At 56.3% G+C, this 25560-nt stretch carries 19 protein-coding genes; 9 read left to right on the forward strand and 10 right to left on the reverse strand.

Translation table 11 applies throughout. From position 1 onward, the window contains the following. Positions 1–225: 225 nt before the first annotated feature. From H8S11_RS00940 to H8S11_RS00965, 5 genes are all read left to right on the forward strand, one after another. Positions 226–2121 carry a DUF8600 domain-containing protein gene (locus H8S11_RS00940; RefSeq protein WP_186851878.1) on the forward strand — a complete coding sequence of 632 codons (1896 nt, stop codon included), beginning with the start codon at positions 226–228 and terminating at the stop codon, positions 2119–2121. A gap of 882 nt (positions 2122–3003) precedes the next feature. After that, positions 3004–3903: a DegV family protein gene (locus tag H8S11_RS00945; protein ID WP_186851879.1), complete on the forward strand. Its 900-nt coding sequence runs from the start codon at positions 3004–3006 to the stop codon at positions 3901–3903. A gap of 244 nt (positions 3904–4147) precedes the next feature. Further along, a complete protein-coding gene (locus tag H8S11_RS13830; RefSeq protein WP_240288354.1) occupies positions 4148–5374 on the forward strand; it encodes a threonine/serine exporter family protein in 1227 nt (408 codons plus the stop codon). Positions 5375–5395: 21 nt separating this feature from the next. After that, a complete protein-coding gene (locus H8S11_RS00960; RefSeq protein WP_186851880.1) occupies positions 5396–6343 on the forward strand; it encodes a GDSL-type esterase/lipase family protein in 948 nt (315 codons plus the stop codon). Further along, a complete protein-coding gene (locus tag H8S11_RS00965; protein WP_147571655.1) occupies positions 6340–6840 on the forward strand; it encodes a DUF4358 domain-containing protein in 501 nt (166 codons plus the stop codon). The genes H8S11_RS00960 and H8S11_RS00965 overlap by 4 nt, the downstream gene beginning before the upstream one ends. 34 nt (positions 6841–6874) lie before the next feature. Here the strand turns inward: H8S11_RS00965 and H8S11_RS00970 are convergent, their stop codons facing one another. The 6 genes from H8S11_RS00970 to H8S11_RS00995 form a co-directional block, all read right to left on the reverse strand. Beyond that, positions 6875–7783: a DUF2156 domain-containing protein gene (locus H8S11_RS00970; protein ID WP_147571654.1), complete on the reverse strand. Its 909-nt coding sequence runs from the start codon at positions 7781–7783 to the stop codon at positions 6875–6877. Positions 7784–7813: 30 nt separating this feature from the next. Beyond that, the gene (locus H8S11_RS00975) at positions 7814–8908 is read right to left on the reverse strand and encodes a metallophosphoesterase (RefSeq protein ID WP_147571653.1); all 1095 of its coding nucleotides are present in this window, start codon (positions 8906–8908) and stop codon (positions 7814–7816) included. 31 nt (positions 8909–8939) lie between these two features. Next, positions 8940–9884 carry a 50S ribosomal protein L11 methyltransferase gene (gene prmA / locus H8S11_RS00980; protein ID WP_147571652.1) on the reverse strand — a complete coding sequence of 315 codons (945 nt, stop codon included), beginning with the start codon at positions 9882–9884 and terminating at the stop codon, positions 8940–8942. Between the two features lie 51 nt (positions 9885–9935). Continuing rightward, positions 9936–10808, reverse strand: coding sequence for a DegV family protein (locus H8S11_RS00985; RefSeq protein WP_186851881.1), 873 nt, complete (start codon positions 10806–10808; stop codon positions 9936–9938). Positions 10809–10865: 57 nt separating this feature from the next. Further along, a complete protein-coding gene (locus H8S11_RS00990; RefSeq protein ID WP_186851882.1) occupies positions 10866–11402 on the reverse strand; it encodes a DUF1836 domain-containing protein in 537 nt (178 codons plus the stop codon). A gap of 74 nt (positions 11403–11476) precedes the next feature. Beyond that, a complete protein-coding gene (locus H8S11_RS00995) occupies positions 11477–12364 on the reverse strand; it encodes a putative ABC transporter permease (RefSeq protein WP_186851883.1) in 888 nt (295 codons plus the stop codon). Positions 12365–12546: 182 nt separating this feature from the next. On the opposite strand from H8S11_RS00995, the gene H8S11_RS01000 reads away from it, so the two are divergent. Together H8S11_RS01000 and H8S11_RS01005 are read left to right on the forward strand one after the other, a co-directional pair. After that, positions 12547–15171 carry a translation factor GTPase family protein gene (locus tag H8S11_RS01000; protein ID WP_186852145.1) on the forward strand — a complete coding sequence of 875 codons (2625 nt, stop codon included), beginning with the start codon at positions 12547–12549 and terminating at the stop codon, positions 15169–15171. A 36-nt stretch (positions 15172–15207) separates the two neighbouring features. After that, positions 15208–16263 (forward strand): NADH:flavin oxidoreductase, encoded by a 1056-nt coding sequence (locus H8S11_RS01005; RefSeq protein ID WP_186851884.1) that lies wholly within the window; start codon positions 15208–15210, stop codon positions 16261–16263. Positions 16264–16427: 164 nt separating this feature from the next. Here the strand turns inward: H8S11_RS01005 and H8S11_RS01010 are convergent, their stop codons facing one another. Further along, entirely contained in the window at positions 16428–17489 is a 1062-nt protein-coding gene (locus tag H8S11_RS01010) for a stalk domain-containing protein (protein WP_186851885.1), read from the reverse strand. Between the two features lie 281 nt (positions 17490–17770). On the opposite strand from H8S11_RS01010, the gene H8S11_RS01015 reads away from it, so the two are divergent. Together H8S11_RS01015 and H8S11_RS01020 are read left to right on the forward strand one after the other, a co-directional pair. Beyond that, positions 17771–18964, forward strand: a complete 1194-nt coding sequence (locus H8S11_RS01015; protein WP_186851886.1) for a coenzyme F420-0:L-glutamate ligase — start codon at positions 17771–17773, stop codon at positions 18962–18964. A 425-nt stretch (positions 18965–19389) separates the two neighbouring features. Continuing rightward, positions 19390–19536 (forward strand): hypothetical protein, encoded by a 147-nt coding sequence (locus tag H8S11_RS01020; RefSeq protein WP_243200884.1) that lies wholly within the window; start codon positions 19390–19392, stop codon positions 19534–19536. A 180-nt stretch (positions 19537–19716) separates the two neighbouring features. Here the strand turns inward: H8S11_RS01020 and H8S11_RS01025 are convergent, their stop codons facing one another. From H8S11_RS01025 to ppdK, 3 genes are all read right to left on the reverse strand, one after another. After that, complete coding sequence (locus H8S11_RS01025; RefSeq protein WP_186851887.1) at positions 19717–21087, reverse strand: aldehyde dehydrogenase; 1371 nt, start codon at positions 21085–21087, stop codon at positions 19717–19719. After that, positions 21021–22298 (reverse strand): iron-containing alcohol dehydrogenase, encoded by a 1278-nt coding sequence (locus H8S11_RS01030; protein ID WP_186851888.1) that lies wholly within the window; start codon positions 22296–22298, stop codon positions 21021–21023. Before H8S11_RS01030 ends, H8S11_RS01025 begins: the two co-directional genes overlap by 67 nt. Before the next feature lie 247 nt (positions 22299–22545). Further along, positions 22546–25179, reverse strand: a complete 2634-nt coding sequence (gene ppdK / locus H8S11_RS01035; protein WP_147571642.1) for a pyruvate, phosphate dikinase — start codon at positions 25177–25179, stop codon at positions 22546–22548. Positions 25180–25560: the final 381 nt, after the last annotated feature.

The raw sequence follows: 25560 nt of genomic DNA on the forward strand, positions 1-25560 counted from the left end.
TCATACTAGTACTCTACCAAGTTAGAAATTGCAGATTGGATTTCGAGAGAAATTTTTGAAGAACAAGGCAGAGGACGCCGGTGGTCTGACGCCCATCAAGGACGATAACGAAGTGATTCGGAAATTTCGCCGAAAGGCAAATGTAAGTTTCTGGCTTAGTAAAGTACTAGTGACGCACAGCAGATATTTGGATTTGAGATATGAAAGCATGAGAGAGGGTAAATTATGGGGAAAGATATCATAGCCTCCGACGCTGTATCTTTGTGGGCTACATTCTCGCAAACGGCACAATTCCATGATGACCATTATGACGCTAATTTGGAGAAGCAAATACGATGTGATTTAAAATTGCCTACCAGAGGCCAGATGCTAGACTTATTAAAAAAGAAGGAAATTTCTGTTGAGGAACTGCTCACTGCAATTTTAAATGCAATGAAGCCATTTTCTCAAATGCTGAATGATCTCCTTCGAATGTTTGAACAGGCCTCGGCTCAATCCAGCAACACTAATCTGCGGATTGAGTTTGATTTTAATAAGAAACTTCCTCTATTCCAATTTAAATTAGACTATTTTAAAAAAACTGTTCAATCTTCAGTAGTTCGTTTCCAGAGGAAAACAATTCGCCTGCCAAATAACTGCTGGCAGTTGGTCGATTCCATCAATATCTTTAATTTTCCATATGATAGGCCTTGTCCGGAGTCAGCTACAGTGTGCAAATGGCTGGATGAATATAGGCAAGACACATGGCCGGTGTTCATGCCAGAAATGCCGGAATCAGGCTACAAAGAACTGGATCACATTGCAAAGCGTATTTGGGGCATGGTGGAAGGCGCTATTAGTTATTATAAGCAGGCATATGATCCGGCCAAGGGGCGGGTATCGTCTCACCTGGAGGGAGGGTGTCAGTATAGAGATGACTTTTTTTGGTCGTCTGAAACAAATTTTTGGACGGAAAGTTTTATACGTATAACAGCCTGTACCATGGAACGTCTTGCTAAACTACCCCCAAAAGAAAAGGTAGCTGAAGCAAAGAAACTAGTCGATGTACTTAAAGCACTTTTGGATACATCAAAAATGAGTGAAAAGGAAGTAGTGGAAATCATTGATTGCCTAGAGGATATCTTGAGTCTCCCTTTTTGGAAACGACGCTATGATCTGTATGCCGCATGGATTTTGGCAGAGATCGCCGATGCAATGGAAAAATGGGGGGTGCAATTCCATGTGCAGGATGGCGTGTTATCATTTCCTTTTCATGCGACGCGCATGGCCACTTGTGAAAAATTAAATCCACCTTTGGAAATTTGGGCGGAACTACGGACTAAAAGTTCGAAAATTATAGGCAGAGGCAGAAGTAAGCATATCCAGCCGGATTATTCGCTGACAGTAGAGGATCCTTCGGACATCCATAATACTGTGGCAGTCATAGAGTGCAAACAATACAAAGGATCTCACCGAAAAAATTTTTTTGAGGCTATTTACGATTATACGAATGGACGACCAGATGCGAAAGTGTTTCTTGTAAACTATGGACCAATTTCAAAAACGTTACTGAATGGTAACAAACAATTGCAACAAAATGCTGTTCCAATCGAACGTGTTTATCCAGATGCACAGACCCAGCAGATTTTTAAAGAAAAATTGGAGAACGCGATTTTAGAGTACTATAGAAGAAAGGCAAAAAAAGACAGCCGCTTTATCTACCCATGGGAAAATGCCAATGCTGAATGTTGTATTCAGTTACAGTGGGAGAAATTACCCCAAGACCTGGATTTAATTCTTAAGATTACAGATCCTGATGGCACAATTCAGACCATAGGATATTTTAATGATGGAGAAAATAGCAACCCCCCTCATGCTTGGTTCGATAAAGATTGTCGTTCAGGTTATGGTACAGAAACAATTCGCATCGTCCATTGGATGGATGCTGAATATGACATAATAATCGATAACTTTTCAGGGGAATCGGAACTTGATGGGGTCATTACAGTCAATATTGAATGTGGCCTAAGCAAACTTAATTGCTGCTGTACTGAATTATGGGGACCTTCGTCTGTCTGGATTCCGTTTCATCTGAATTCTTTGGGTGTGCGAAAACTTGATCAATGTATGCCAAAGCATTGAATAGTTCCCGTTTTTCGAACATTTTTATCGAAAAGCGGGAACATTCTTTGTAAAAATCCTTCATATACCTGGGCTTTTGGCTTTTATACAGCTTTCTGATAACAGTCAAAACTCATCAAAGGCAAATGGTAAAACTTTTACGGTTCACCGTCCGTTGAACATGACTTTTTAATATAAGACGAGTAGTAAGCAGTCTCAAAGGCTTGCGGTGTCTGATATCTCGGTGTTAGATGGAGGTGCACATCATCTCATTTTAAGACCTGATGTATTTCCAAATTAAGGGAATTAGATCGTCGTTAAGACAGGATTAACCAATCAGAAAACATCCGAATTGTTGCCCCTTTCCACGTCGGAGCAAGCGTTGTATCGCTTGCTCCGACTTATTTTATAAGTCAGAGCGCGCTTATGCCGCTGCTCCTCCTTTCCAAATCGAACCCACTGCGTTGGGCTTCGATTTGGGGCGCCCTGTGGGCGGCGCTTTTCACCATTATAAAAATATCGGTTTTAACCGTTATTTGTAAGTTAAAAGCTGCATTTCAGTCTTGAAATCAAGGCTGAAATGCAGCTTTTTCTATGATGAAACCTCCATGATATACTACTGGTCAGTGATATCATGGGGTTTTGCTATGTCTGAGTATATGATCGAAATTTCACAGGAGAAAGAAAAAGATACTATTTGGAGCAAGCAATTAAGGATCGCCGCTTATTGCCGGGTCAGTACCGCTTATAATGAGCAACAGCGGTTCATCATAAAAAATAAAAACTAGTTGAGATTTTTTGTAAGCGGGTGTATGATTACCCTAATACCTATCTGCTAGTAGGCCCCTTGTCACCGCCTGGCGGGGTGTGGACATGGGGAAAAGGAGGAAATAGAGGGACTGTATGAACTTTCATATTGTCAGTGACAGCTCCTGTGATTTAGGACGGGAGAGGCTCCAGCAGCTTGGTGTGGATATGGTGTCCTATTATGTGGCGCTGGGGGATGAGGTCTATTACCGGGAGGAGCGGGATATCTCCACCCACGACTTTTACCAGAAGATGGCGGACAATCCCGGAGTATTTCCTAAAACCTCTATGCCTACTTTGGAGGACTATCTGGAGGCATTTCGTCCACAGGCCCAGGCAGGGATGCCGGTACTGTGTATTTGCCTGAACGAGTCGTTCAGCGGATCGGCCCAGTGCGCTAGAAATGCCAGGACAGTACTGCTGGAGGAATACCCTCAGGCCCGAATCTATGTAATGGACTCCCAGTCAGCCACTGTGCTGCAGGGGCTGCTTGTAGAGGAAGCGGTGGTCCTTCGGGACCGGGGCAGCACGTTGGAGGAAGCCATAGATGCTCTGGAGAAGATACGGTCTACTGGCCGCATCTTTTTTACCACCAATGACCTGGAGTACCTCCGCCACGGCGGCCGCATCGGTAAGGCGGCCGCGGCTACTGGTACACTGTTGAAGGTTAAGCCCCTCATTGGCTATCAGGACCGGGAACTGGTGTCCGACGGAATTGCCCAAGGAAGAAAAAAATCCCTTCAGCGGGTGCGGGATCTGTTTTTCCGCTATGTGGACCGCAAGGAATTGGATTTGGCCGATTACAGAGTGGCCACTGGCTACGGACTGGATCGGGAGGAATATGACCTATTCACCCAGCAGATTCGCGAGGGTCTTGCGACACGGGGATTTGATATGCCTGATTTCCGCCCTTATCAGATTGGTGTGACCATCGGCGTCCATACCGGGCCAACCCCTATTGGAGTGGGGCTGATGCGCAGAGTGGTGAGGCCCTGAACCGGCGAGCCACGATTTCGATCCGGCAAATCTTATGGAGCCGCCCATGCTAGACACATGGGCGGCTTTTTCATAGCGCCCATTATTTAGAAAAGGGAGGAAGAGGGCCATTGGAGCAGCCGGAATCTGAACGCCCCGGCGAATAGGCGATACAGCATGTCCAGGTGGGCAAAAATGTAATTGGATTGTTACTTGTAATTTTGTAAAAACATGATATCCTGTTCTAGTGGAGAGGGGACATTCGATGGATTACGACAAGCTGCTCAATTTAGGCACCGAGCTGGGCTGCCGATTGATGGAGAGCGGGGCGGAGATATACCGTGTCGAGGAGTCCGTCCGCCGCCTGCTGACTGCCTACGGCGTAGAGCCACAGGTATTTGCCATCCCCAACTGCCTAATCGTCAGTGTCAACACTCCAGAGGGGCATCCATTGACTCGTATGTGCCGCATCCCTGCCCACGGAACGGATATTGAACTGCTGGAGCGGTGTAACCAGCTCTGCCGCTACCTGTGTAATCAGCCTGTCCCGGTCCTTGAGGCACAGGAGTTGGTAGCCGATCTGCCAAGGGGGCTCCGCGGCTTTTCCCCTAAAATTTTAGTATTGGCCTATGGGGCTACAGCGGCCTTCTTTGCTCTGTTTTTTGGCGGAGGGCTGTTGGAATGGCTGGCCGCAGCCTTGTGCGGTCTGGCCGCCGGTGTCTGTCTGCTCTACGGACAGCGTTTCATTGGCTCTAATACCTTTTTCCGTACGACCATCTGTGCCGCGCTCATTTCCGGACTGGCGCTTCTTTTGGTCACACTGGGGCTGGGAAAGGATCTGGAGGCCATCTCCATCGGCGCGCTGATGGTGCTGGTGCCTGGTATGGCCCTGACGAATGCTATGCGGGAAATTATGGCCGGTGATGTATTCTCCGGGCTGAACCGGACAGCAGAGGTCATTCTGGTGGCCACCGCCATCGCCTTGGGTACTGCTCTGCCCCTGCTGCTGGGTCAGGGCGCTCCAGGAGGTGGGGGCGGGCAAACAGAGGGGATCGATCTGCTGCCCTGCCTGTGGGCTATGCTGGCCTGTGTAGGCTTTGGGCTGGTGTTCAATATCCAGGGCTGGGGGGTGCTGATCTGCGGCTTTGGGGCCGGGCTGGGTTGGCTGGCCTATCTGGCGGCCATGGAGCTGTCTGCCAACGATATCCTTTCTGCGTTTCTGGCGGCTGTGGTGATTGGAGGATATTCTGAATGGATGGCTCGCCTGCGCCGCTGCCCAGTAACGGGGTACCTCCAGGTAGCACTATTGCCTCTGGTGCCGGGAGCGGGTATCTACCACGCCATGCAGTATTGTGTGAGTGGTTATACCCAGCTGTTTCTAACTACGCTGCTGCACACGTTTGGAATGGCCGCCGCCCTGTCGGTGGGGGCTATGCTTACATCTTCTGTTCTACGGGCGATCCTGCCCAGATTTGCCCCCCTGGGGCGATAGGTTGATTTTTGGAGGTACGATATGTATAGAGGTCGTAGAAAATACCGGACCTATTGGACCATATTCCTGATTTTAGCGGCGGCTGTCGTTCTGGCCCTCGCGGTAGGGATGGGGCTGTCAGCCCCAAAGGATACCGGCGGAGACGCTTCCGGGGGGCGGAACGATACTTCGACCCAGCCGGGGACGGGGAGTGGGAGCGGCGCTGCATCAGAGGTGGACGATTCCTCCGCTATACCCCCTGACAGCTCCAACCCGTCAGGCGATCTGACAGAGGAGCCAGACCAACCGGAGGAGAAGGATGAGCCGGAAGCGGGCTATGACTTTTCCCAGCCCGCTCCCCAGTCTGATCCGGTGGATAACAGCTACTTTGATGACGCGGCCTTCGTGGGAGATTCCCGTACCGATGGATTTATGATATACAGCGGTATAGGGACGGGCAAGAATCTGACCTCCAATGGCCTTTCTATCTTCAAGCTGGGGGAGAAGAAGGCTTTGACTATCAATGGGGAGAAGTATACTTTGCTGGAGGCGCTGGCACTGGAACAGTACGGCAAGGTCTACCTTTCTCTTGGCGTCAACGAGCTGGGATATTTTAACGATCAGGGCTTTTACGACAGCTATTGCAGCGCCATCGACGAGATTCGGACGCTGCAGCCCAATGCTGTGATCTATATTCAGGGGCTGATTCCGCTGAATGAGGGTGTCATCGCTCAGACTGGGGGCCGGGACTATTTGACCAACGAACACCTCCGAGTGTATAACGATTTGATGAAGAAGGCGGCGGAGGAGAAGCAGGTGGTATTTCTGGATCTGTACTCTGAGTTCGTCGATGAAAACGGGGAGCTGCCCGCGGATGCCAGCAAGGACGGCATTCATCTAAGTAAGGCTTACTGTCAGAAGTGGTTGGCCTATTTGCAGACCCACACTGTGGACTATGACACCCTATATCCGAAGGAGGAAGCGCGATGAAAAAATTTTTGACCGCCGCCCTAGCCCTGGTCTTGCTACTGACCCTGGCTGCCTGCGGCGGCAGGGAGGGCAAGGAGGACCCCTCTGGCAGCCCCGCCCTCTACGGCGTTAGCGAGGTCCAGAGTGTGGTGGATGCCGGCGCCTTCTCCGAGTCCCTGGAGGAGGTAGACGCCGACACCGCCTTCGCTCTGTATAAGCTGGCCGACTACGGCCTGGAGCGGGAGAATATGTACGATGCCTCCGTGATCCGCTCCGCCGGCGCTACCTGCGAGGAGATGGCGGTGCTTTGTTTTGACAGCGAGGAGCAGGCTTCCAAGGCGGTGGAGGCCCTGGAAGATTATGTGGCCGGTCAGATCACCGCTAACGAGGACTACCGCCCCGCCGAGATCCCCAAGCTGGAGAACGCACTGGTGAAGCAGCTTCAACACACCGTCCTGCTGCTGGTGGCCAACGACTATGAGGCCGCCGCCATCGACGCTTACCATTCCAAATCGTGAAAAAACACCGGGTCCAATCTGGACCCGGTGTTTTTTACTTTTGGCAGAAGGCGCAGGGCTCCTCCACCGTGACGGTGTACTTCTCCAACAGGGCGATGGGGTGATAGGACAGCTTGCTGGTACGAAGGCCCAGATCACCGGCGTCATCCTCGCGGTTGATGAAGGCGATGCCTTCCGTAGCGAAATGCTGGGCGAACTGGGCGACCAGCATCTGGTAGCAGCCCTCGTAATCCCGGTCCGCCTTCTCGATGTGGGTAAACAGGGTGTCGCCAATGATCTCTCCCAGGGAGAACCCGGCGATTTGCCCATCCACCAGCAGCATACCGCCCAGCAGGTCATAGGTCTGGTAATTGTCCAGCACTTCATGAGTCTTGGCGATATCCTCATGGAAGGAGGCCGCGGATTTGTCTACCCGGCTGGCATAGCGGTCCAGAAAGCCCTTGACTGATGGGATATCCTCTGGGGCGATGGGGCGGAACAGCCAGCTGCCATAGGTCTTGAGAAATTTGTTTACATGGTTGCGCTGGCCACTCAGCTTTTTCCCCCGAAAATACTTCAGATCCTCCGCACGGTACAGATAGTCAAAATTGTCCCGCTCTGTGGCGGCGGTGCTGGCAGGGAAAAAGTCCTGAAGGCGCTCCAGCTCATCCTTGGAAACCGGATAAAACTGGATAGGCATTTCCCGCCGGCAGCAGTAGTCGGCAATCTGACGGTAGTGTTCCGTCCGGCCGCCGCCCAGGGGCAGGGTAAAGGTGGGGCCCAGTCCAGGGTAGTCCACTTTGAAATAGAGGGAGCCGTCATAGATAGCCCACTCGGTCTTGTACATATCCCGCCAGATAAAGACGGTGCCAGGGGTGGTGTCGCAGATACGGCTTCCGCTGTATCCGAAAAATGGGCGCAGTCTGGGGAAGTCTTCCAGCTGCAGGGGGTGGAAATCCAACATAGATCCAAATCCTTGTCTATTTATTTCTTTTTACAGTATATCCGATAACCGGCCATAATACCAGCCAGTACGTCCTTCTTTTTTGCACAAATATCCCTGTGAGGTGGAAGCTACAACGGTCAGCCGGTCGCCAGGGGATACAGGAAGCGCGTAGTCGGTGGAGTCCTCGCACCACAGGCCGTTGGGTCCACGGCGGAGGTAACGGTTCAGAATGGGCAACACCCGGCCTGTTTCCAGGTGGCGGCATAGGGAGGTGTCCTCTCCCTTCTCCAGCAGTTCCAGGCCGCTTCGGCCCCAGCGGACGTTGACTGAGTCGGAGGAGGGGGACTGCCCATCCAGAGCAACGGCGACGGGCAGTCCATCAAAGGCGTCCCAGCTGAATTCCTCCGAGTCCTCAGAGGGGAGGATCAGGGCATTGAGCTGGCCGTCCAGCTTCAGCACACAGCCGCCGTCGATAGAGGCGATTTTCCGATCCCGGAGCAGGATGGGGGCGGCGGAGGGAATGTTGGGGTCGTATAGCGTCACTGGCCAGTGGCCCACAATGACCCACTTGGGAAAAGACCGGCCCTGTCCCAGAAAATCGTCGTTTTTCATGCACCGCCAGCGGTCCAACTCCTCCATCCTTTCCAGGGAGGGAATACCCCCGTGGACAAAGACCAGATGCTCGGTTTCCAGAATGGTGGGCAGCGAAGCCAGCCAGGTCCGCTCCCGTGGAAAAGCCCGCCGCAGGTCCTCACGCAGCCGGGGAAGATCCTCCAGCTGTTCAAAGCCGCCCTCCCGAGCCATCTGCCGGAGAGTGGATTCGGGGTGCTGGGGCAGATAGACGGAAAAAAAGTGCTCATCCAGCTCGTCTGTTTCAAAGAAGCGGTGGACCAGACCGTCGCAGTTGCCGCACAGGGGATAGACGGTGTGAGTCCGTGGCAGCTCCATAAGATGGCGCAGCAGAGCCAGACTGTCCTGCCCTTTTTCCAGCATATCCCCCACCAACACCAGGATATCCTCAGGGGACAGCCTGATTTGGTCCATTAGAGCCTGAAAAAAGGGCAGGTTGCCGTGAATATCGCTGACAGCGATGACCCTTCTATTGGAGGGAAATTGGGGACGAATGACAATGGCGCGGTCCATAGGAGGGGCTCCTTTCTGCGGAGGTTGGGGTTTAGCCCAGTTTAGACTCCAGAGCCACCCAGCCGTTTTTCTCCCGGCGGCGAGTGACGGTCAGTCCATTTTTTACAAGGGCCTCTTCCACCTCGTGGGCACGGGTGTCGATGATGCCGGAGCACAGGAACACCCCGTCCTCTTCCAACAGGCGGGGGACTTGGGCGGATAGGGGGATAATGACGTCGGCTACGATATTGGCCAGCACCAGATGGTACCGCTGCCGGGCCAACTCGCCGGCCAGGGAGCGGTCAGAGAGGACATCCCCGGCCCGGACGGTATACCGGTCCTTCCCGATGCCGTTGAGGGCGGCATTTTCATAGGCCACGTCCACCGCCTTGGGATCAATGTCCACGGCGACTGCGGTGCTGGCCCCCAGGCACAGAGCGGCGATGGAGAGGATGCCGCTGCCGCAGCCCAGGTCCAGCACTGGCCGTCCGGGGGCGGTGTGCTCCTCCACTCCCTCTAGGCATAACTGGGTGGAGGCGTGGGACCCGGTTCCAAAGGTGAGGCCGGGGTTGAGATACAGCGGGCTGCGGCCTTGGGGGATAGGCTCCTCCCGTTCCCACTGGGGAACCACATACAGCCGCTGGCCAATCGCAAGAGGCCTGTAGTATTTCTGCCAGCTATATGCCCAGTCGTCGTCCGTAAGGGGGGTGACAGTATACTCTTGATCTAGTCCACGGGTATAGCGGGCCAGTTGCTCACGGCCGTCGGTGTCATCCGTGACATAGAATTTGATCCGGGTGACTCCCTTCATCCGGTCCAGCAGCTCCTGGTCCACATAGTCCCAGTATTGCCGGTTCTGCTCCAGAAACTGGAGAAAATCTCCTTCATCCTCGATGACCAGTCCATCCATACCAGCGGCAGTCAGCTTGGCGGACACCTGGTCCAGTTGGTCGGGGGTGGTATTGACGGTGATCTCCAGCCATTTGATATCGGCCATGTTGATCCTCCTGAATGTTCATTTTTCACCGCTCTGCGGCGTAGGGTGTGGTCAGCGCTCAGAACCTACATAAAACAGAGCCACCACGCCCGGACCAGTGTGGGCGCCGATCACAGGGCCCACATAGTTGATATAGATGGTCTGGACCCCAAAGCGGTCCCGCACCATCTGAGCCACCATTTCGGCGTCCTCCAAACAGTCGCCGTGGCTAATGAACACGGTCTGGTCGGCGGGGTCAACAGCGGTCAGCTCCATCTTATCCACCAGGGCCTTCAATGCGGCGGCACGGCCACGGGTCTTGCCGATGTTGATGAGATGACCCTCGTCGTCCACATGGATAATGGGCTTGATCTGAAGCATGGAGCCCACGACGGCGGTGGTGGCGGAGATACGGCCGCCCCGCTTCAGAAAGTGGAGGTCGTTCACCGTCACCTGGTGGCAGATAGATAGCTTATGGCTCACCACCCAGTCCCGGACCTCCTCGATGGAGCGGCCCTTCCGCTGTTCCTGAACGGCCAGCCACACCAACATGCCCTGTCCCAGGGAGGCACACAGGGTATCCACAGTATACACCTTGCGCTCAGGGTATTTTTCCCGCAATTCGTCCACCGCGATGGCCGAGGAACTGAAGGTGGTGGACAGACCGGAGGAGAAGGCCAGGATCAGGATATCCTGTCCCGCCTGGAGTAAGGGCTCAATGAGCTCCGTATACTGGGCTACGTTGACCGCGGAAGTGGTGGCGGTATGGCCGTTCCGCAGCAGCTCGTAAAACTGGTGGGGGTCCATCTCCCGGTTGTCGGGGTAGTTATGGTAGATCTTTTCGTCCATCTCAAAGCTGAGCGGCAGGACCTGAACGCCCAGATCTCGAACCATATCGGCGCTGAGATCGGCAGAGGAGTCAGTAAGGATAACAAAGTCTGACATAATAAACACGCTCCTTGGGAAGAGGATAAGAAATGGGGAGAAGATGTCTTCAACAGGTCATTTCTTGGGCTTTTTGTGTTCCGCCGGTCCGAAGGACTGGAGGATATCCAGGATCCGGGCACAGGCCAGCTGGTTGGCATAGCTCCGCAGGGCCAGGTCTAGAGCGATGCGGGGCAGATCCTCTCGCTGGGCATCGGCGTCAAAGCTCTGGGCAGTATCGGTCAAAGCTCGGTCCAGAGCGGAACAGAAGTAGTTGTACAGCGCCTCTGGGTCCTGCCCTTTGGCTTTACGGCCGGCGCTGATAAGAACGCCGGTATCCCGGACAGAGAGTACCTTTTTCAGGGCGCACACCGCGGTGAGGTAGCCCAGGTGGACCGGGCCGTACCGCTTGCCGTCCGCACGGGGGACCAACCCGTCCTTGATATAGTTGTTGACCATGGCGGAGGTCAGGGACTCCCCCTCGCCAAAGCGGATCAGCTGCCGGGGCATATAGGCGATGATCTGGTCCATATACAGGGCCAGGTCCGGCAACTCCTCCCAGGGGGTGGGACGCTCCCGCTCCATACGGTCCTTGAGATCCAGCAGTTCCTCCACAGAAATGGCCTCCTTTTTGATTATGATTATCATTATGCTATCATAAAGTGGAAAAAATTACAACGGAATATTTGCTACTGGCCCATGCGTCGGCGCAGCCGCTCCAGCGCCTCCTTGTACCGGGTGGAACGGAGCCCAGGGAAGGCCTTGAACAGCCGGTACTGGCCAAAGCTGTCCCGGTCCAGCAGCTCCTGAATACTCTCCTTCCAATCCTGAAGCTGGCGGCGGTATTGCTCCCGGCGCTCCTCCAAATGATCCTGAAGGTCTTCCCTGAGATCGCCCAGGTCCTCCCGCAAGCCCTCCTGGCGCTGGGCAAGGCGGTCGGTGAGCTCCTCCAGTTCCTCCTTCCAGTCGGATCCTTTCTCAGCGGCATCCAGCACTCGCTCGGCCAGGTCCTCTCCAAAATCGTTGGAGGCGTCCTTGATTTTGGCAGCCAGCTGGTCCAACTGAGAGAGGCGGCGGTTGAGCTTGGCGATGGTACGGACCGTGGCGGCCAGGTCCACCGCCATGACAGCGGCCAGAAGGGCCAGCAGCGTCCAGCCAAGTCCCCTTGGTACCAGCCGGATGACCAGTAGGACTGAGGGGTGGAGGAGCTTGACTACGAACAAGCAGGCCAGACCCCAGGCAATAGAAAACCGGAGACAAATATAGCCGTTGAGGTTGAAGGGCTGGTCAGAGTAATCCCACCAGCGCTGGTGAAATATTTTTTCCAGCACAAAGCCAGTGGCCCATTCCAGAGCGGAGGTCAAGACAACGGAACCCAGGAACAGCAGCAGGAGGTTGCTCTTCAGAGGCTCCAGAAAGGCCAGCACGATGACCACTCCAAAGCCGTAGACAGGGCACCAGGGGCCGTTGAGAAATCCGCGGTTGACAAAGCGGCCCGTGACCAGGGCGGCATAGCTGACCTCGGTACACCAGCCCAGAAAGGCGTAGACGAAAAAGATAAATAAAAATTGATACACAGGGGACCTCCTGCCAATGCTATCTATGGTAAGAACGACATAGTATACCGCATTTCTATGTAAAAGTCCAGAGAAAGTAGCCGGAAAGTGGAAAAAATGGGAAGGGAACTACCTTGACAGTGGACCGGGGACATTGTATGCTGGATAAAAATGAGAAGTGCGGAAGGCGGGACAGCCATAAAATGAGAAGGATCGTAATGGGGGTTTTGGCCCATGTGGACAGCGGCAAGACCACACTCTCCGAGGGGCTGCTGTATCTGAGCGGTGCCCTGCGGAAGCTGGGGCGAGTGGATCATCGGGACGCCTTTCTGGATACAGATACTCAGGAGCGGGAGAGAGGCATCACCATCTTTTCCAAGCAGGCGGAGTTCTCCTATGGGGGAACAGCCTTCACCCTGCTGGACACCCCAGGGCATGTTGATTTCTCCGCGGAGATGGAGCGATCTCTCCAGGTGCTGGACTGCGCCGTTTTGGTGGTCAGCGGCACTGATGGCATCCAGGGCCATACCCGCACGCTGTGGAAGCTGTTGGACAAGCACAAAATACCCACGTTTCTATTTATAAATAAGATGGACTTGGCGGGCAGCGACCGAGACGCCCTGCTGGCCCAGCTCCAGGCCAGACTGGACAGCGGCTGCCTGGATTTCTCTCAGGGGATCGGCTCAATTCAAGAGGATCTAGCCGCCTGCGACGAGGCGTTATTGGAACACTATCTGGAGGGAATGGAAGTCACAGAGGAGGATGCGGCCGATCTGGTGACCCGTCGGCTCATCTTTCCCTGCTTCTTTGGCTCCGCACTTAAGCTAGAGGGGGTGGAGGAGCTGCTGGACGGCCTGGCTGCTTACGCCTCTGCTCCCCAGTATGGTCCGGAGTTTGGAGCGCGGGTGTTCAAGATCGCCAGGGACGGCAGCGACCGGCTGACCTATGTGAAGGTCACCGGCGGCACGCTCCGGGTCCGGACCGCTTTGGGAGGAGAGGGCTGGCAGGAGAAGGTCAACCAGATCCGGATCTACTCCGGACCCAAATATCAGACTGTGGACGAGGCGCCAGCTGGCACGGTGTGCGCCCTGACCGGCCTGACCCATACCCGGCCTGGGGATGGGCTTGGAGGGGAAGCCGGGCGGTGGGAGCCGGAGCTGGAGCCACCTCTCACCTACCAGGTGATCCTGCCCCATGGGTGTGATGTCCACGCCATGCTACGGAACCTGCGGCAGTTAGAGGAGGAGGACCCCCAGCTCCGGGTGGTGTGGAACGAGGCTCTGGGAGAGATACATCTCCGACTTATGGGCGAGATACAGCTGGAGGTGATGACCCGTCTGATCCGGGAGCGGTTCGGGGTGGAGGTGTCCTTCGGAGCTGGATCCATCGTTTACCGGGAGACGATCTCTGGCCCAGTGGAGGGGGTAGGCCACTTCGAGCCCCTGCGCCACTATGCCGAGGTACACCTGCTGCTGGAGCCGGGAGAGCGGGGAAGCGGGCTGCGCTTTGCCTCCTCCTGCTCGGCGGACCAACTGGACCTGAACTGGCAGCGGTTGATTCTCACTCATCTCGAAGAGAAGGAACACCTGGGAGTGCTCACCGGCTCCCCCATAACGGACATGAAGATCACACTGGTGGCCGGCCGGGCCCATCTGAAACACACCGAGGGGGGCGACTTCCGCCAGGCCACCTACCGAGCGGTGCGCCAGGGGCTGATGCAGGCGGAGAGTATTCTGCTGGAGCCCCATTACGAATTCCAACTGGAGCTGCCCCCGGACTGTGTGGGCCGGGCCATGACCGACCTCCAGGCCATGGGGGGCATTGTGGACGCCCCAGAACAGGAGGGAGAGCTGGTCCTCCTCTCCGGTCACGGGCCGGTGGCTGGCCTGCGGAACTACTGGCGGGAGGTGGCCTCCTACACCCGAGGCCGTGGCCGCTTAAACTGTGCGCTTCGGGGCTATGAACCCTGTGCTGACCAGGAGAGCATCGTTGCCCAATTTAGCTACGACCCGGAGCGGGATGTGGAAAATACCCCCGACTCTGTGTTCTGTTCCCATGGGGCAGGCGTCAACGTGAAATGGAGCGAGGTACGGGACCATATGCACGTGGACAGCGGCCTGCGCCTAGGGCTGGAGCGCCCACGGCAGGCTGAGGCCCCTCCCGCCGGCAGACAGCGGACCTACTCTAGCGGAAGTCTGGAGCAGGACAAGGAACTCCAGGCCATTTTCGAGCGGACCTATGGCAAGGTGGAGCCGCGGGCCTTCCAACCCCAGAAAAAGCCGGTGCGGACCAGCCTCAGCGACGAGAAGTACGCCATCCGTGCCCAAAAGACTGGGCCGGAGTACCTGCTTGTGGACGGATACAACATCATTTTCGCCTGGGAGGAGCTGAAGCGGATAGCGCAGCAGGACGTGGCTGCCGCCCGTTCTACGCTGGCTGATATCCTGTCCAACTACCAGGGCTTTCGAAACTGTGTGGTCATTTTGGTCTTTGATGCCTATAAAGTGAAGGGGAACCCAGGCTCGGTGGAAAAGGTCAACGGTATCTATGTGGTGTACACCAAGGAGGCGGAAACTGCCGACGCCTATATTGAAAAAACGACCTATGACCTGGGGAGAGACCATCGGGTGCGGGTGGCCACCTCCGACGGGCTGGAGCAGATGATCATTCTGGGCCACGGGGCTCTGCGCCTGTCCGCCAGAGCCTTCAAGGCGGAGGTGGAGGAGAGCCAGGGGCAGATTGCCAAGCTGGTGGCCCAGCACAACCAGGGAAACCGGGAGTGGAACAAGCTGGGGCGCACTGCCCGTATTACTGGGAAAGACCTGTAAGCCCACAGGAATATTTGGATGGATGGTGAGGAGTGTATGCATTACAAACTGTTTGAAACGGCCCGGCTTGGGCCTCTCCACTTAAAAAATAGGACGGTCCGTTCAGCGACCAATGAGCACCTCTCGACCCTGGATGGGCAGATCACGCCAGCCTGGGTCCAGGTGCAGAGGGAGCTAGCCGAGCGAGAAGTAGGTCTTATTATTACTGGCCATATGACGGTAGACCGCTCTCAGCGCGCCGACGAGGGACAGGTGGTGTTGGACCGGCGGATTGACCACAGCCTGTTGCGCCAGGCCGCGGAGGAGGTACACCGGGCTGGCGGCCGGATTGTGGCCCAGATCAGTCACAGCGGACTGAAGGGAATGGAGAGAGTCAACGGATGCCGTCCAAAGGGACCGGATGATTTTACGGAGGAAGAGCTGGACCAACTGGTAGAGCAGTTCATTGACGGAGCACGGATATGTCAGGCGGCCGGACTGGACGGGGTGCAGGTCCACCATGCCCACGGCTATCTCCTGTCCAATTTTCTGAACCCCCAGGAGAATCACCGGACAGACAGCTATGGCGGCTGCCTGGAGAATCGCTTCCGCCTGCCGGCAAGAATTCTGGCTGGCGTGCGCGCGGCCTGTGGGCCGGAGTTCGCGCTGCTGGTCAAGGTGGACTCCAATGGATGCGGAGATTTGCGTGCTCTTCTGCGGCTCTGCCAAGGGGCCGGCGTAGACGGAATAGAGATCAGCGGACTTGATTTTGCCACCCGGGCAGGGGAGAAAAAGCCATTCTTTCTCCATGAGATCATGGAGGCCAGAGAGGACGTTGAGGTGCCGCTGATTCCAGTAGGAGGAGTTTTCTCCCGTAAGACAGCGGAACAGGTGCTGGAAGCCGGGTTCCCCTTTGTGTCATTTAGCCGAAGCCTGATCTGCCAGCCTGATTTTATCTCCCGTATGAAGGAAAATCCAGAGGCGGAGAGCCGCTGCTTTGCCTGTAATGGGTGTTATAAAATTTATCGCCAGCGCCCTGTACGCTGCGTACAGCACACACAGCCGCTCAAACAACTGGAAATAGTATTCGGGCCGTACCACCAAAAGGACTAGGCAAATAAAATCTTATGTTAATAAACCTGGCATCACCCCGTGTGTGTACCTGTGTTTGGAGTCTCACTTGTCAGCCCCCAGCGGGCCGGACGTTGGAAAAGGGAGCCGCTTCACCAGGAAGCGGCTCCCTTTTTGTATGATCTATTTCTTGATTCAGGCTCAAATCACTCAATGATAAGATTGGTGCCCTCCAGGGTGACAGTCCTGCCCAGCATCTTGAAGATCTCGGCGGGCGCCCAGGTGGTGCCAGGGGCGACCACATAGGGGGCCTTGCCATAGTCCAGGGGGCCGGTGGCGCCTACGGCCCCTTCGATCTTAGTAACGCCGGTGATGATCTGCCGGTCCAGGTACAGGCTGACCCGGAACTGGTCGCTCTCCACGGTGACCAAGGCGCCCTCGTCTGTATTGGGGGTGTAAGTCACGTCCAGGCCCAGAGCCTGGGCGACGGCGGCCACGGGAACCATAGCCACGCCGCTCTCATAGCGGCCTACCATGTTGGGTACTTTGCCGTCCAACTCCATAGTCAGCTGGGCGCCCTCCTCAGGCTTGGGCAGATCCTCGGCCTTAGCGGGCAGGAGCATGATATGGCTGGCGCCACTCTGACCGGGGTAGGAGGTGAGTACGATATCGTACCAGGCCATGATGCGGTCACCGGCCTGGATATCAGCCAGGGCGGGGGCGTCCCCCTCGTAGGCGGACAAGCCGGCATCTACGGATACGGAGAGAATGAGTCCTCCATTGTCCACAGAGAACTTCACAGAGCCATCCTCCTGGGACACCACATTATTTACGACGTGGTAGTGGGGCGCACCCATATCTTGGGGCACGTTAACGACCACGGCGAAGGCGGCGGACTGGGGAGGGAGAGAGCGGGTGGAGACGTGGCTGTGGTACACATACAGTCTGTCGCCCACCTTCACCGTGGAGGGATCAGCGGCGGTTTTATTTCCAGCGTCTACCCATACGGTGTCTGGGGAGAGATTCATCACATACTGTCCATGGGCCTCAGACTCCATAGTCAAGCGGGAAATGGTTCCGTCCTCCTCCGTGGAGATGGCGGACACGGTTCCGTAGTAAAGCGCGCTGTCTGTCATGGCGATGTCCTCCACAGGGGCGGAGATTGGAATGATATCAGACTGGCCTGCCGGCTGTGCGGCCAGCGCGTGGGCGCCCATCAGCCAGACGACGGCACCGCTCAGTACGACCGCGGTTAGCTTCTTGTTCATTATAATCGCTCCTTTTCCTTTTTGTGGGGCGTTCCTGTCCCTTTGCTTTTAATAGACGTATTGGGGAGAGAAAAGTTCCCGCACAGTCCAAAAAATTTTTTGGCCGTCCATTTGCACAGAGGGGCGGCGCCTTTGTCCGTGAAACTTTGGATGCCAAAGAAGCCCAGGCAGAGCTATTTTTTATTTACTTTTTGAACATTTCTTGCTATACTAAAAAATTGGGGACAGATGTTCCCCATCTGATGAAATGATACACATGAAACGATAAGGAGTGTTCCAACATGAGTCGTATGGTCGGTACCGTTTCCCGCGGCCTGCGGGCCCCTATCATCCGCAGCGGTGATGACCTGGTGGAGATCGTCACCAATTCCGTGCTGGAGGCGGCCGCTGACGACGGCTTCGCCATCCGGGACCGTGACGTGGTTGCCATGACTGAGGCTATCGTGGCCCGCTCCCAGGGCAACTATGCCTCGGTGGACAATATCGCCGATGATGTGAAGGCCAAGCTGGGCGGCCAGACCGTGGGCGTTGTCTTCCCCATTCTCAGCCGCAACCGCTTTGCCATCTGCCTAAGGGGCATCGCCAAGGGGGCCAAGAAGATCGTCCTGATGCTCAGTTATCCCTCGGACGAGGTGGGCAACCACTTGGTCAGTTTGGATGCCTTGGATGAGCGCGGCGTGGACCCCTATAAGGACGTCCTGTCTCTGGAGAAATACCGGGAACTGTTCGGCTATGAGAAGCACCCCTTCACCGGCGTGGACTATGTGGAATACTATCAGCAGCTGATTCGGGAGAGCGGCGCTGAGGTGGAGGTAATCTTTGCCAACGATCCGCGAGCTATCTTGGGATACACCAAGAATGTGCTGTGCTGTGACATCCACACTCGTCAGCGCACCAAGCGGCTGCTAAAGCAGGGCGGGGCGGAGAAGGTCTTTGGCCTGGACGAGATTATGACCGCCCCAGTTGACGGCAGCGGCTATAACGCCAAGTACGGCCTGCTGGGCTCCAACAAGGCTACGGAGGACCAGGTCAAGCTATTCCCCCGGGAGTGCCAGGATCTGGTGGAGGCCATTCAGAAGAAGCTGCTGGAAAAGACCGGGAAGCATGTGGAGGTCATGGTGTACGGAGACGGCGCCTTCAAGGATCCGGTGGGCAAGATCTGGGAGCTGGCCGACCCGGTAGTATCTCCAGCCTATACCGCCGGTCTGGAGGGGACCCCCAACGAGCTGAAGCTGAAGTATCTGGCGGATAACGACTTTGCTGACCTGTCCGGCGATGCCCTGAAGGAGGCCATTAAGGAACGCATTCACAAGAAGGACGGCGACCTGGTGGGCCAGATGGTGTCTGAGGGCACCACCCCCCGCCGCCTGACGGATTTGATCGGCTCCCTGTGCGACCTGACCTCCGGCTCCGGCGACAAGGGAACTCCTATCGTCTATATTCAGGGCTATTTTGACAACTATACCACGGAGTAAAATTGAGCAGTAAAAAAGCCCCGCCAGTCATGACTGGCGGGGCTTTTTTACTGCTGGATAAGTTCTTGGCGCAAAGTCAAATAATCATCTTCCAATGCGGTGAATCTGGATGACAGTTTGTCGCAGTGTTTGGAAAAGTCGATAGCCTGAGGAGAGCTTAGTCCATAGTCATCCGCCATTTTTCCAGTCCCTTTTGGGCAAGCCTGAGTTCGGAGCCGACACTCGAGAGCTTTTTGCCCAGGCGGACAAGTTGTTGCAACTTTTCGACGATACTCAACCCCTTTCACATTTTTTCAACATTATAAAGTGATAGCATTTAGCTGTCAATAGACTGTATATATTTTTGTGTTATTACACTATGATATATTCGAAAATAGAAAGGGGCGGGCAATATGGCCACTATCAAACGAGTGTTTACGTTGCGTATGTCGGACGATGTATTTGATAGGATCGGGGTCCTGGCTACGGCTGAACACCGCTCTATGACGAATTATATTGAATATGTACTGCTGAAGCACCTTGACGAATACGAAAAAGAAAATGGCCCAATCGAGCGCGGAAAGAACATGTGACCCCTTCGAATGATTCGACCATGATAAAAAACACCCATCTGAGTAAAATCAGATGGGTGTTTTTGTTATCAGATTTCATCCGCAATGGCCTTTTGTCCTGCTGGCGGCTTCGGACCCGCAGGAGCAAGACCACAAATGCGGGCCGCCCTGGGCCATAGGAGGCCTCGGAAAGAGGCGGTTTCAGCGCAGAAAGAGGCGAAGCAGCTTCTCCTGAAGGGCGGTATATGGTGCATAGCGCACCGGCATGTCCATCCAGGTGGACTTCTTCACCACGCTTTTCCGGTGGGAGAAGGTATCAAAGCTCAGTTTGCCGTGGTAGCTGCCCATGCCGCTGTCACCCACACCTCCAAAGCCCATCCGGCTGGTAGCCAGATGGATAATGGTGTCGTTGACGCAGCCCCCGCCAAAGGGGACTTGGCGGAGGAACCGCTCCTGGGCGGCCCGATCCTCGGAAAACAGATATAGGGCCAGGGGATGGGGGCGGCTGTTGATGAACTCCACCGCCCGGTCCAGGGTGTCATAGGTGAGGACAGGGAGCAGGGGGCCGAAAATCTCCTCCTGCATTACCGGGTCCTCCGGGGACACACCGTCCAAGATAGTGGGCTGTATTTTCAAGGTGTCCGGGTCCCCCCGGCCGCCATAGACCACCTTGGCCGGGTCAATGAGGCCCATCACCCGGTCATAGTGCTTGCGGTTTATCATCCGCACATAGCCCTGATTGTCCAGGGGATCCTGCCCATACATGGCGGTCATCCACTTTTTGACATGGGATAGAAATTGCTCCTTCACCCGGCCGTCGATGAGCAGATAGTCAGGGGCCACACAGGTCTGGCCGCAGTTGAGCAGCTTGCCGAATACCAGCCGCTTGGCAGCCAGGTCCAGCTTGGCGGTGGCGTCCACCACGCAGGGGCTTTTGCCCCCCAACTCCAGGGTGACGGGGGTGAGGTGGCGGGCCGCCTTGGACATGACCTCCCGCCCCACGGCCACCCCGCCGGTAAAAAAGATATAGTCAAATTTTTGGTCCAGCAGGGCCTGGTTTTCCGCCCGGCCTCCCTCTACCACACAGACGAATTCCGGGGGAAAGCACTCCGCCAGGATGGCGCGGATGAGGTTGGACGTGGCGGGGGAGTAGGCTGAGGGCTTCACCACACAGCAGTTGCCCGCGGCGATGGCCCCGATGAGGGGCTCCAGGGTCAGCATAAAGGGGTAGTTCCAGGGGGACATGATAAGGACCACTCCATAGGGCTCGGCCACCGTGAAGCTTTTGGCGTGGAACTGGGCTAAGGGGGTGGCTGCCTTTCGGTCCCGCATCCAGCGGGCCAGGTGCTTCCTTACATAGTTCAGCTCGGCCAGGGTCATCCCCACCTCACACATATAGCTCTCGGTGGCAGACTTGTTCAGGTCGGCCGCCAGGGCGCTATTGATGTCCGCCTCATGGGCCAGAATGGCCTGACGCAGCTTGTCCAAAGCCCGCCGGCGGACAGCTAGGCTAAACGTCTGGCCAGTTTGGAAATGGGCCCGCTGGTCCTGGACGAGGGCTTGGATATCCATGGGGATGCCTCCTTTGCCATCAGCTTTTGATACATGATCTCCAACTCCTGACGATCCATGAGCCGGGGTACGGGATAGAGGGGATTGCACTCCTGGTCCGCATGGCGGGCCATAGCGGGGATATCTTCGGCCCGGAGCTCGGCAATCGTCTCCGGGATGCCCATGGTCCGATTGGCCTCTTTGATCCAGGCGATGAAGGCCAGGGCGCTCTGCTGGGCAGAGTCCCCCTCCTGGGCCAGCCCAGCCGCTTTGGCCAGCTTACCCAGTTTTTCCCAGCAGGCGGGGCCGTATTCCTCCAGAAAATAAGGCAGGATGACGGCGTTAGCCAGCCCGTGGGGGATGCCGTACTGGCCTCCCAGGGAGTGGGCCAGCCCGTGGACATAGCCCACATAGGATCGGGTAAAGGACACACCAGCGCAGTAGGCGGCCCGGAGCATGGCCCGGCGGGCCTCCAGATCCGTGCCATCGGCAAAGGCCCGGGGCAGATTGTGGACGATGAGGCGGGCGGCCTCCTCGGACATAGCTTGGGTCAGCTTGGTAGTGGTCTGGCCGATGTAGGACTCAATGGCATGGGTCAGGGCGTCCATTCCTGTGGTAGCGGTAATAAAGGGGGGCAGGCCCAGGGTGATCTTCGGGTCCAGCACCGCGTAGTCGGGGATGAGGGCAAAGTCGTTGATAGGGTACTTGTGCTTTTTCTCCGGGTCAGTAATGACAGCGGCCAGGGTGGCCTCGCTTCCCGTACCGGCGGTGGTGGGAACAGCAATCGTCAAAGGGGTGGGCACAAGCACCCGCAGCAGGCCCTTCATTCTCCGCACCGGCTTATGGGGCCGAGCGATCCGGGCCCCCACGCCCTTGGCGCAGTCCATGACCGAGCCACCGCCCACGGCGATGATGGCCTGGGCTCCGCTGTCCAGATAGAGCTGCCGGCCCTCCTCCACATTTTGGATAGTGGGGTTGGAAACGGTGCCGTCATAGACAGCGCAGATGATGCCTTCCCCGGCCAAGGACTTCTCCAGAGGGGCCGTAAGGCCCAGGGAGCGGACGGAACGGTCGGTGACCAACAGGACGGAGCCCACCCCACTCCATTTGAGTAGCGGAGGGATGGAGTCCAGTCCGTCCAACTGTTTGGGCTCCCGGTAGGGGAGAAAGGGGAGCGCCAGCCGGAAGGCCAGCTGAAAAGCGCGGCAGGTAAGCTTTTTCAGAGGATGCATAGTGATATCAAATCCTACTTCTTCAAAATTGAACGGACTGATGATACCACTGTTCCGGGGGAGCGTCAATCAATTTAATTAAAAAAATTGAAATAATTTTTGGTGAACAGGCTACCGGGAAAGGAAACGGACAGGGGAGAACCTTGCCGGGAATAAGGCGGAACCAAAGAAACAGGCACACCGTCCACTGGACGGTGTGCCTGTTATTCTTATTGGAGAGAACCGGATTCAGAAACCAGGGGAGGGATCAGGCGCGGGGATTCTTAATCGCGGCCTGGGCAGCGGCCAGACGGGCGATGGGCACCCGGAAGGGGGAGCAGGACACATAGTCCAGCCCGGTGTTGTGGCAGAACTCCACAGAGGAGGGGTCGCCGCCGTGCTCGCCGCAGATGCCCAGCTTCAGGTCGGGGCGGGTCTGACGGCCCAGCTTGCAGGCCATCTCCACCAAGCGGCCTACGCCGTTCTGGTCCAGGCGGGCGAAGGGGTCGCTCTCATAGATCTTGCTGGAGTAGTAGGACTCCAGGAACTTGCCGGCATCGTCACGGGAGAAGCCGAAGGTCATCTGGGTCAGGTCGTTGGTGCCGAAGGAGAAGAACTGGGCCTCTTTGGCGATTTCGTCGGCAGTGAGGGCGGCACGGGGAATCTCGATCATAGTGCCCACCAGGTACTTCATGTCGGAGCCGGCGTCAGCGATCAGCTGGTCGGCCACCTTGACCACCACGTTCTTGACGAAGGCCAGCTCCTTGACCTCGCCTACCAGGGGGATCATGATCTCGGGGACCATCTTCCAGTCGGGGTGCTTGGCCTGGACATTGAGGGCGGCCTTGATGACAGCCCGGGTCTGCATGGCGGCAATCTCAGGATAGGTGACCGCCAGACGGCAGCCGCGGTGGCCCATCATGGGGTTGAACTCGTGCAGGCTGGCGATGATGGCCTTGATGTCGGCCACGCTCTTGCCCATATCCTGGGCCAACTGGGCGATATCGGCCTCCTCGGTAGGAACAAACTCGTGCAGCGGGGGATCCAGGAAACGGATGGTCATGGGACGGCCCTCCAGAGCCTCGTACATGGCCTCAAAGTCGCCCTGCTGCATGGGCTCAAGCTTGGCCAGAGCCTTCTCACGTTGCTCCACGGTATCGGAGCAGATCATCTCCCGAATGGCGGGGATACGGTCGGCTTCAAAGAACATATGCTCGGTGCGGCACAGGCCGATGCCCTCGGCGCCGAACTTGACGGCCTGGGCGGTATCACGGGGGTTGTCGGCGTTGGTGCGGACCTTCAGCTGGCGGAACTTATCAGCCCAAGCCATGATACGGCCAAACTCGCCGGAAATAGAAGCGTCCACAGTGGGGATGGCCTCACCGTAGATGTTGCCGGTGGAGCCGTCCAGGCTGATCCAGTCGCCCTCACGGTAGGTGCGGCCGTCCAGCTCAAACTGCTTGTTGGCCTCGTCCATCTTGATGGCGCCGCAGCCAGACACGCAGCAGGTGCCCATGCCGCGGGCTACCACGGCGGCGTGAGAAGTCATACCACCACGGACAGTGAGGATGCCCTGGGAGGCGACCATGCCCTCGATATCCTCGGGGCTGGTCTCCAGACGGACCAGACACACCTTCTCACCCCGCTCGGCCCAAGCCTTGGCGTCGTCAGCGGTAAAGACGATCTTGCCGCAGGCGGCGCCGGGGGAGGCGGGCAGGGCGGTGGCCACGGGGGCGGCCTTCTTCAGAGCGGCGGGGTCGAACTGGGGATGGAGCAGGGTGTCCAGGTTGCGGGGGTCGATCATGGCAACAGCCTCCTGCTCGCTGATCATACCCTCATCCACCAGATCGCAGGCGATCTTCAGAGCGGCGGCGGCGGTGCGCTTGCCGTTACGAGTCTGAAGCATATAGAGCTTGCCGTTTTCTACGGTGAACTCCATGTCCTGCATATCCCGGTAATGGTTCTCCAGGCGCTGGCACACGTCCTGGAACTGGGCAAAGGCCTCGGGGAACTTGTCGGCCATCTCCTGGATGGGCATGGGGGTGCGAACGCCGGCCACAACGTCCTCGCCCTGGGCGTTGGTCAGGAACTCGCCCATCAGCTTCTTCTCGCCGGTGGCGGGGTTACGGGTAAAGGCAACGCCGGTACCGCAGTCGTCGCCCATGTTGCCGAAGGCCATGGACTGGACGTTGACGGCGGTGCCCCAGCTGCCGGGGATATCGTTCATGCGGCGGTACACGATGGCACGGGGATTGTTCCAGGAGCGGAAGACGGCCTTGATGGCGCCCATCAGCTGCTCCTTGGGGTCGCTGGGGAAGTCGGAGCCGATCTTGGACTTGTACTCTGCCTTGAACTGGCTGGCCAGCTCCTTCAGGTCGTCAGCGGTGAGCTCCACGTCCTGGGTGACGCCCCGCTGTTCCTTCATCTTGTCAATGAGCTCCTCAAAATACTTCTTACCCACTTCCATGACAACGTCGGAATACATCTGGATGAAGCGGCGATAGCAGTCCCAAGCCCAGCGGGGGTTATTGGACTTCTTGGCAATGACATCCACCACGTCCTCGTTCAGACCAAGGTTCAGGATGGTGTCCATCATACCGGGCATGGAGGCCCGGGCGCCGGAACGGACAGAAACCAGCAGGGGGTTGTCCAGATCGCCGAACTTCTTGCCGGTGATCTCCTCCATCTTGACGATATACTCCATGATCTGAGCCTGGATCTCGTCGTTGATCTTTTCGCCGTCCTCATAGTACTGGGTGCAGGCCTCGGTGGTGATGGTGAAGCCCTGGGGCACAGGCATACCAAGGCTGGTCATCTCGGCCAGGTTGGCGCCCTTGCCGCCCAACAGCTCCTTCATCTTGCCGTTGCCTTCGGAGAAGAGGTACACGAATTTCGTTGCCATTTGTAAACTTCATTCCTTTCTTCTTACGCGACGACGATCTGCTGCCGCCCGGACCTAGCCCGAACAGAACTGGCGCAACGCCGCCACCATTTCCTCCCAGATATCTTTTCCATGGGAGCGTACAATAATTTTGCTGACGAATCATTATACCATTTGCAGGAAATATTGCAACAGCTTTTTTGCTGAAAAAACATTAAAATGAGAAAAAAGAGCTAAAAGGACAAAAAAATATTTAGTTTTCTGTAAAACGGAATAAAAAGGATGGACATGATGACGAAGTAAACAAATAGAGAGAAATAAAATGGGAAAACATGGGTAAAGGGGAGGGGAATTAAAGCAAAGAAAATTAACATAAGAAGAATGGATGAAAAAGGATGATTA

Source organism: Flintibacter hominis, assembly GCF_014287965.1.
Taxonomy (GTDB): Bacteria; Bacillota; Clostridia; order Oscillospirales; family Oscillospiraceae; genus Lawsonibacter; species Lawsonibacter aceti.

Excerpts from the sequence above, each read along its gene's own strand:
- H8S11_RS00940 (WP_186851878.1), top strand. The coding sequence starts at position 226 with ATGGGGAAAGATATCATAGCCTCCGACGCTGTATCTTTGTGGGCTACA.
- H8S11_RS00945 (WP_186851879.1), top strand. The coding sequence starts at position 3,004 with ATGAACTTTCATATTGTCAGTGACAGCTCCTGTGATTTAGGACGGGAG.
- H8S11_RS13830 (WP_240288354.1), top strand. The coding sequence starts at position 4,148 with ATGGATTACGACAAGCTGCTCAATTTAGGCACCGAGCTGGGCTGCCGA.
- H8S11_RS00960 (WP_186851880.1), top strand. The coding sequence starts at position 5,396 with ATGTATAGAGGTCGTAGAAAATACCGGACCTATTGGACCATATTCCTG.
- H8S11_RS00965 (WP_147571655.1), top strand. The coding sequence starts at position 6,340 with ATGAAAAAATTTTTGACCGCCGCCCTAGCCCTGGTCTTGCTACTGACC.
- H8S11_RS00970 (WP_147571654.1), bottom strand. The coding sequence starts at position 7,783 with ATGTTGGATTTCCACCCCCTGCAGCTGGAAGACTTCCCCAGACTGCGC.
- H8S11_RS00975 (WP_147571653.1), bottom strand. The coding sequence starts at position 8,908 with ATGGACCGCGCCATTGTCATTCGTCCCCAATTTCCCTCCAATAGAAGG.
- prmA (WP_147571652.1), bottom strand. The coding sequence starts at position 9,884 with ATGGCCGATATCAAATGGCTGGAGATCACCGTCAATACCACCCCCGAC.
- H8S11_RS00985 (WP_186851881.1), bottom strand. The coding sequence starts at position 10,808 with ATGTCAGACTTTGTTATCCTTACTGACTCCTCTGCCGATCTCAGCGCC.
- H8S11_RS01000 (WP_186852145.1), top strand. The coding sequence starts at position 12,547 with ATGAGAAGGATCGTAATGGGGGTTTTGGCCCATGTGGACAGCGGCAAG.
- H8S11_RS01005 (WP_186851884.1), top strand. The coding sequence starts at position 15,208 with ATGCATTACAAACTGTTTGAAACGGCCCGGCTTGGGCCTCTCCACTTA.
- H8S11_RS01010 (WP_186851885.1), bottom strand. The coding sequence starts at position 17,489 with ATGAACAAGAAGCTAACCGCGGTCGTACTGAGCGGTGCCGTCGTCTGG.
- H8S11_RS01015 (WP_186851886.1), top strand. The coding sequence starts at position 17,771 with ATGAGTCGTATGGTCGGTACCGTTTCCCGCGGCCTGCGGGCCCCTATC.
- H8S11_RS01020 (WP_243200884.1), top strand. The coding sequence starts at position 19,390 with ATGTCGGACGATGTATTTGATAGGATCGGGGTCCTGGCTACGGCTGAA.
- H8S11_RS01025 (WP_186851887.1), bottom strand. The coding sequence starts at position 21,087 with ATGGATATCCAAGCCCTCGTCCAGGACCAGCGGGCCCATTTCCAAACT.
- H8S11_RS01030 (WP_186851888.1), bottom strand. The coding sequence starts at position 22,298 with ATGCATCCTCTGAAAAAGCTTACCTGCCGCGCTTTTCAGCTGGCCTTC.
- ppdK (WP_147571642.1), bottom strand. The coding sequence starts at position 25,179 with ATGGCAACGAAATTCGTGTACCTCTTCTCCGAAGGCAACGGCAAGATG.